Origin of the sequence: Streptomyces beijiangensis (assembly GCF_017315755.1) — a bacterium.
GTDB classification, from domain to species: Bacteria; Actinomycetota; Actinomycetes; order Streptomycetales; family Streptomycetaceae; genus Streptomyces; species Streptomyces beijiangensis.
Genome location: NZ_JAFLRJ010001314.1, coordinates 1 through 263, shown reverse-complemented (window position 1 = coordinate 263; position 263 = coordinate 1). Strand labels below are relative to the sequence as shown.

Below are 263 nucleotides of genomic sequence, written 5' to 3'. Positions count from 1 at the left end.
GGTGAGTTGGAGGGTGCGTCCGCCGACGAGGGGTGCGGTGAGGATGACCGTGCGGCCGTCGAGTTCCAGGGCCTTGCCGATACGGGTGTGGCGGGCCTGCCACCAGTGCCGAGGTGCGAGCAGGGTGGAGAGGCAGTCACGGGGTTCGCCGTCCACCGCGATCCGCTCACCCTTCTCGCGCAGGCGCAGGGCGTGGCACGCGTAGCCGGTGAGGAGCGTCGCGAGGTTGCCTTCCATGATCTCGATGACCTGCCCGGACGGCA

General features: G+C 70.0%; 1 protein-coding gene. It reads right to left on the bottom strand.

Annotated elements, in window-relative coordinates:
- Window positions 1–263, bottom strand: a 263-nt coding sequence (locus tag J0695_RS41635) for a hypothetical protein (protein ID WP_206970014.1), incomplete at both ends; no start/stop codon positions are given.